The following is a 5,187-nucleotide window of genomic DNA, read 5'->3' as shown; positions in this document are numbered from 1 at the left end:
TGGCAGCAATAGGAGCAGGGGGGGGAGAAACAGCCAAGCTGCCACCGCCAAAGCCGCCATCGCCGCCACCAACACCGCTCCGGCAGCGCAATCTTTAGCAATTTCTGCCAGCAGGTGATAGCGGCTGCCCAGGGTCAGATCCACCACTGCTTCCAGGGCAGTATTCACCAGCTCCAAGGCCATCACCATCCCGCTGGTCAAGCTGATCAGGGCCATTTCTACAGCGCTCAGCCGCAGGGCCAACCCCAAGACAAAGGCCACCACCGCCACAGCCAGGTGGATGCGAAAGTTGCGCTGGGTGCGGGCGGCGTACAGCAGGCCCTTTCCCGCATAGTAGAAGCTTTTACTGAGGCTAGTGGCCACCTGCCACGAGGGGGGGCGCTGCCAGGGATCCTTCGCCGTGAGGTCAGCCTGGGCTCCCGCATCTGCTGCCTTGGAGGGATGGGCCGAATTGACCTGCGCTGAAGTAAAAGGAGCTCGCTGTCGCAATGCCGCCAAACGCAGCGGCTGGGGAAAACGGCTAGGGCTGCTGGCCATGGGTCACCTCCAGATCTTCTTGGATGGCGGCAAGCAGGTAGCGCTGTTGCTGCAACATGCGCTGTAGGGAAAGCTCATCGGGGTGATCCCATCCCAGGAGATGCAGCAGGCCGTGGCTGGCCAGCCAGGCCAATTCCTGCGACAGCCGCTGCCCCTGGGCTTTTGCTTGCGCGCAAGCAGTGGGTACCGAAATTACGATATCCCCCAGCAGGCGCACCCCTGTTATCTTCTGCAGCTCGACAGGGGTGGACATCTCCTCGGCGGCAAAGGCCAGGACATCGGTGGGAGCGTCGATGTGGCGAAACTCGCGGTTGAGCTGGCGGATGTGCTCGTCGGAGGTGAGGCAAAGGCTGAGCTCGCAGGGATCCTTCACCCCCAGCTCTCGCAGCCACACTGCAAACCAACGGTGCCAAGTGGCTTCCTCAACTGGGCTGGGGACGTTTAGCTCCAGGTACAGATCCAGGAATCCATCCATGCAGGCCTCACTCACACCATGCACCTTATTCTAGTGGTTTGCTCAGCTCGGGCCAGGCCTCGGCGGCTCTCTGGTTGGCAAGCTGTTGTAGCGTTTGCCGCAGCCGATTCTCCAGCTTTTGCCGGCAACTGTCTGGATCGACCCCTCGCGGGGAAAGAAGCTCCGCTGGGAACAGATCTCCGGCGATGCCGACAGCCCAGGCCCCTGCCTGCAGATATTCTGCTGCATTGGCCAAGGTGACTCCCCCCGTTGGGATCAAAGGCAGGGATCCCAGCACCGGTTGCAGGTGGCGTAGGTAACGGGATCCGCCAAGGCTTTCTGCCGGAAACACCTTCACTGCCGTTGCCCCCGCCTGCCAGGCCCTCCAGATCTCGCCAGGGGTGAGGGCGCCGGGCACGATGGGCAGCCCCGCTTCCCGACCCCAGCAGATGATGCTCTCGTCCGTAAAGGGGCAAACATAGAATTGGGCTCCCGCTTGCCAAGCCTGCTCTGCCATCTGCCGATTTAAAACCGTGCCCACTCCTATCCAGCAATGTGGGTAGTCTTGCCGCAGTTGGGCAATCAACTCCAGATATCGGGGAACGTGGGGAGTGATCTCAATGTGGCGGATCCCGGCCCGGATGGCCAAGGTGGATCCCTCAAGGGCCTGAGCGTGGCTGGCCGAGAGGCGAATCACTGCGATTAGCGGCTCCTGCCACAGGTGGAGCAGCCAGGGGTGCTGTGACCTTTCTCCAAATTTGCCTTCAGAATGCTCGAACACCATCTGTGGGAAAGTAACCTCTCATGGATTTCCCCTGCTGCAGTTGCTTGGCTTCAATTTAAAGTTTTAGTTAATTTAAGATTTTAGCTGCAATCCAAAAATGACAAAGCCAACCTGTCAGTAAAGCAATGACAAATTGTAACAAACTCTTTTTTTGAGGAGGAAGTCAGGAACGAGCAAAGTTGGTGTTTACGGTGGTATGCGCATCTGCAGCCTTGGTTGGAGCCTTTGCTTTGACTATCCTTAGGTTTTGCTGGCAGGTAGGTGGCTAGCCTATTGCCATTTGGTTGATGTTGAGGTTGCTGTCGTTTGCCATTTGGAGTAGCGATACCGGGCAATAGCCAGATTGGGCTCGATCAGGCCTTGCAAATCTTTGTATTCTTAGGGTCGGTAGGTTGGTTGCCGAGGGTGTGGGGAGTGATGAGTCTTGGGATACGCAGCCTGAAGGCATGGGTGGTGGTCGGTTGGCTCGCTCTCTTGCTGTTGGGCAGTTTCTGGGGGGTTGCCCCATCTCAGGCGCAGAATGTCTACCAACTGCAACAGCGACAGCAGCAGATCCAGCAACAAATCCAGGGCACCCAACGCCGCCTGGGAGAGCTGCGCCAAGCGGAAGAAGAAGCCCGCCGCCGCATGGGATCCCTGCGGCAAAACATCCAACAGACGGAAGCCAGCCTGCGCGACAACCAATATCGTCTAGAACAGGCCCAGAGGGCGCTAGAGCAAGCGCAGAAGGAGCTTAAAGAGCTGGAAGACCGCCTGCGACGGCAGCAGCAGGGCACGGCCGCCCGCTTGCGCTACATGCAGCGGCAGGGGGCAGAACATTGGTGGGCTTTGCTGCTCACCAGTCGTGACCTGAACGAGTTTTTCGATCGCCGCCACCAGTTGCAGTTGCTAATCGAAGCCGACCGGCAGTTGATCCAAGAGCTGCAGGCGATGGCAAAGGAGGTGGATCAGCAGCGGATTGCCTTGGAGGCGCAGCGCAACGAGATTTCCTTGATCTTGCAGGAGCTGGCGGCCCAGAAAAACCAACTGCAGCAGCAGGCTGCCGCTCAAGAGCAACTGGTGGGCCGACTGGCCAACGAGCGCGCCGCCTATGAAGCAGCCCAACGGCGCTTGGAAGCCGATTCCCAACAGTTGACCATCCTCATCCAGCAACTGATCGCCCAGCAGGCTCAGCAGCGGGGGGGCAGGGATCCGGTTCAGGGCACGGGTCGGTTGATCCCACCGGTGCGCGGGCCGATCACCAGCGGCTTCGGCTGGCGGGTTCACCCCATCTATCGCAGCCGCCGCTTCCATGCGGGAATCGACTTCGGTGTGCCCACCGGCACTCCGGTGAGGGCTGCAGACCGGGGCACGGTCATCTACGCCGGTTGGTACGGCGGCTACGGCTACACAGTCATCGTCAACCACGGCGGCGGCATCACCACCCTGTACGCCCACAACAGCCGCGTCGCCGTCGGGGTGGGCCAGCAGGTACAGCGGGGGCAGGCCATTGCCGCTGCCGGCTCCACCGGCCTCTCCACCGGGCCTCATGTTCACTTCGAGGTGCGGGTCAACGGCCAGCCGGTCGATCCCCGCCGCTACTTGTGAAGCAGCGCATCTGCCGGCAACGGCTGCAGGGATCCCGCCTGCAAGATCCACCGCACATCGGCAATGGAGGACAGCTCCTCCGGGTCGTGGGAAACCACCAACACCGTCCAGGTGGATTTCAGGCGGGCCAGCAGCTCGATCAACTGCCGCCGCACTGACCAGTCCAGCCCCGCCGTCGGCTCGTCCAGCAGCAGTAAAAAAGGGCCGCGAATGAGCTGTACCGCCAGGGCCAAGCGCCGCTGCTGTCCGCCGCTGAGATGGTTGGGGGAGGTGCACAGAGGGATCCCTGCCAATCCCACCTGTTGGAGAACGTTTTCAATCTCCTTTTGCTGCAGCTCCGGGTGGCCGAAGCGCATTTCCTCTAGCACCGTCAAGCCACAAAAGTGGCGCTCCGGGAACTGAAACACCAGCCCCGCCATGCTGCGCAGTTGCTGAGGAGAGAGCTCTGTTCCTCCCCAGGCAATCCGCCCGCGCGTGGGCCGCGCCAAGCCAGCCAAAATTTCCAGCAGGGTGCTTTTGCCGGCCCCACTTTTGCCCACGATCAGCCCCAACTGGTTCAGGCCTAGCTCAAAGGAGAGATCCCGGAGAATTGGCTGAGAGAGGGTTGCCGGGTGGTAGCAGAGATCCTGAACCTGCAACATAAGCGGCGGTGCTGGGAGAGTTGTCGTTATTTTGGCACTGGAAAGCTCTGCCGGACAGCTACAACCACTCTTCTAGGCGCCCCAACTGATCCCGGAAGCCATAGGTGAGTTCGCGGTACCACTCTCGCAGCTCCAGTTGATCTACAGCTCGCCGCAAAGCCTCCTGGGAGCGCTCGATGGGGCGCAGAGCCGCAGACGGGATCCCTTCTTGAGCGGCCCATTGTTCAAACAGAGCCAGCTCCGTCTGCAAGTAGAGAATGAGGTTGGCCACATCCTGCGGGTGCGGGTAGCGGGTGGCATCTGGCATAAGACATCTCACCAGGGGAACTAGCTCCATTCTGGCCAAGAATCTGTCCCGCTGCCGCCTGAGGGCCCTATCCCCTCTCGCCTGCTTCTGTACTCTAGGCCGCAAAACGCAGATAATGCGGGGAGAAATGTTCACTGCCGGCGAGGGATCCATGAGCCAAAAGCTGCTGTTTGTGTGCCTGGGCAACATCTGCCGTTCTCCCGCTGCCGAAGGGATCACCAACTACTTGCTGCAGAGCAGCGGTCATGAGGGGGACATTCTCTGCGATTCGGCAGGTACAGCCGCCTATCACATCGGCAGTCCCCCAGATCGCCGCATGCAACAAGTTGCCCAGCGCTATGGACTGGAGCTGCACGGCCAAGCCCGGCAAATTCATCCTTTGGATCTGCGGGAGTTCGACCTGATCCTGGCTATGGATCGGCAAAATTATCGCGATATCCTCAGCCTCGATCCCCAGAGAAGATATGCCGACAAGGTGCGCCTCATTTGTAGCTACTGTCGTTCTCACACCGATGAAGAAGTTCCGGATCCTTACTACGGGGGCGAGGCGGGGTTTCACTACGTGATCGAGCTGCTCTGGGATGCCTGCAGCGGCCTGCTGGAATCCCTGATCCCCGGGATCCAATGCCCGCCGCTGCCCAGCCGCACCTAAATTCTCGCTCAATTCTATAGTTTTGCTGAAATCCGCCTGGCGGACGGATCCCTTCTGGGTAGCCTGAGCGTGGGTTTCCAAGTAAGCCCCGGCAGCTTTGGCAGAGCATCAACGGAAACATGCTGCCGACAACCATTGGCAAGAGGCAGGAGGGTCAGGATGGATCAGCTCTTTCCAGTCTTGGTTGGGATTGTCTTTTATGCCTTTTTTAGCTACACCTTGATG

General features: G+C 59.9%; 7 protein-coding genes. 2 read left to right on the top strand and 5 right to left on the bottom strand.

The features are described from left to right. From NW852_RS06900 to eda, 3 genes are all read right to left on the bottom strand, one after another. On the bottom strand, positions 1–537 hold a 537-nt coding region (locus NW852_RS06900; RefSeq protein WP_414426585.1), incomplete at its 3' end, for a diacylglycerol kinase family protein. Continuing rightward, positions 521–1,012, bottom strand: coding sequence for an rRNA maturation RNase YbeY (ybeY, locus tag NW852_RS06895; RefSeq protein WP_414364153.1), 492 nt, complete (start codon positions 1,010–1,012; stop codon positions 521–523). The genes NW852_RS06900 and ybeY, both read right to left, overlap by 17 nt. Before the next feature lie 25 nt (positions 1,013–1,037). Further along, complete coding sequence (gene eda, locus NW852_RS06890) at positions 1,038–1,775, bottom strand: bifunctional 4-hydroxy-2-oxoglutarate aldolase/2-dehydro-3-deoxy-phosphogluconate aldolase (RefSeq protein ID WP_414364154.1); 738 nt, start codon at positions 1,773–1,775, stop codon at positions 1,038–1,040. Between the two features lie 417 nt (positions 1,776–2,192). Between eda and NW852_RS06885 the strand changes: the two genes are divergently transcribed. Next, positions 2,193–3,362 (top strand): murein hydrolase activator EnvC family protein, encoded by a 1,170-nt coding sequence (locus NW852_RS06885; RefSeq protein ID WP_414364155.1) that lies wholly within the window; start codon positions 2,193–2,195, stop codon positions 3,360–3,362. Here the strand turns inward: NW852_RS06885 and NW852_RS06880 are convergent. Both NW852_RS06880 and NW852_RS06875 read right to left on the bottom strand, forming a co-directional pair. After that, positions 3,353–4,003 (bottom strand): ABC transporter ATP-binding protein, encoded by a 651-nt coding sequence (locus tag NW852_RS06880; protein ID WP_414426584.1) that lies wholly within the window; start codon positions 4,001–4,003, stop codon positions 3,353–3,355. The genes NW852_RS06885 and NW852_RS06880 overlap by 10 nt on opposite strands. Positions 4,004–4,061: 58 nt before the next feature. Then, the gene (locus NW852_RS06875) at positions 4,062–4,310 is read right to left on the bottom strand and encodes a hypothetical protein (RefSeq protein ID WP_011430466.1); all 249 of its coding nucleotides are present in this window, start codon (positions 4,308–4,310) and stop codon (positions 4,062–4,064) included. Positions 4,311–4,461: 151 nt separating this feature from the next. On the opposite strand from NW852_RS06875, the gene NW852_RS06870 reads away from it, so the two are divergent. Next, the gene (locus NW852_RS06870; protein WP_414364162.1) at positions 4,462–4,962 is read left to right on the top strand and encodes a low molecular weight protein-tyrosine-phosphatase; all 501 of its coding nucleotides are present in this window, start codon (positions 4,462–4,464) and stop codon (positions 4,960–4,962) included. The last annotated feature ends 225 nt before the right edge of the window (positions 4,963–5,187 follow it).

Origin of the sequence: Synechococcus sp. H60.1, assembly GCF_047462335.1 — a bacterium.
Taxonomy (GTDB): domain Bacteria; phylum Cyanobacteriota; class Cyanobacteriia; order Thermostichales; family Thermostichaceae; genus Thermostichus.
Note: the sequence above shows the minus strand (reverse complement) of the source record. Positions and strands in the feature narration are given on the sequence as shown.

Coding starts and splice junctions, on each gene's coding strand:
- ybeY (WP_414364153.1), bottom strand. CDS start 1,012: ATGGATGGATTCCTGGATCTGTACCTGGAGCTAAACGTCCCCAGCCCA.
- eda (WP_414364154.1), bottom strand. CDS start 1,775: ATGGTGTTCGAGCATTCTGAAGGCAAATTTGGAGAAAGGTCACAGCAC.
- NW852_RS06885 (WP_414364155.1), top strand. CDS start 2,193: ATGAGTCTTGGGATACGCAGCCTGAAGGCATGGGTGGTGGTCGGTTGG.
- NW852_RS06880 (WP_414426584.1), bottom strand. CDS start 4,003: ATGTTGCAGGTTCAGGATCTCTGCTACCACCCGGCAACCCTCTCTCAG.
- NW852_RS06875 (WP_011430466.1), bottom strand. CDS start 4,310: ATGCCAGATGCCACCCGCTACCCGCACCCGCAGGATGTGGCCAACCTC.
- NW852_RS06870 (WP_414364162.1), top strand. CDS start 4,462: ATGAGCCAAAAGCTGCTGTTTGTGTGCCTGGGCAACATCTGCCGTTCT.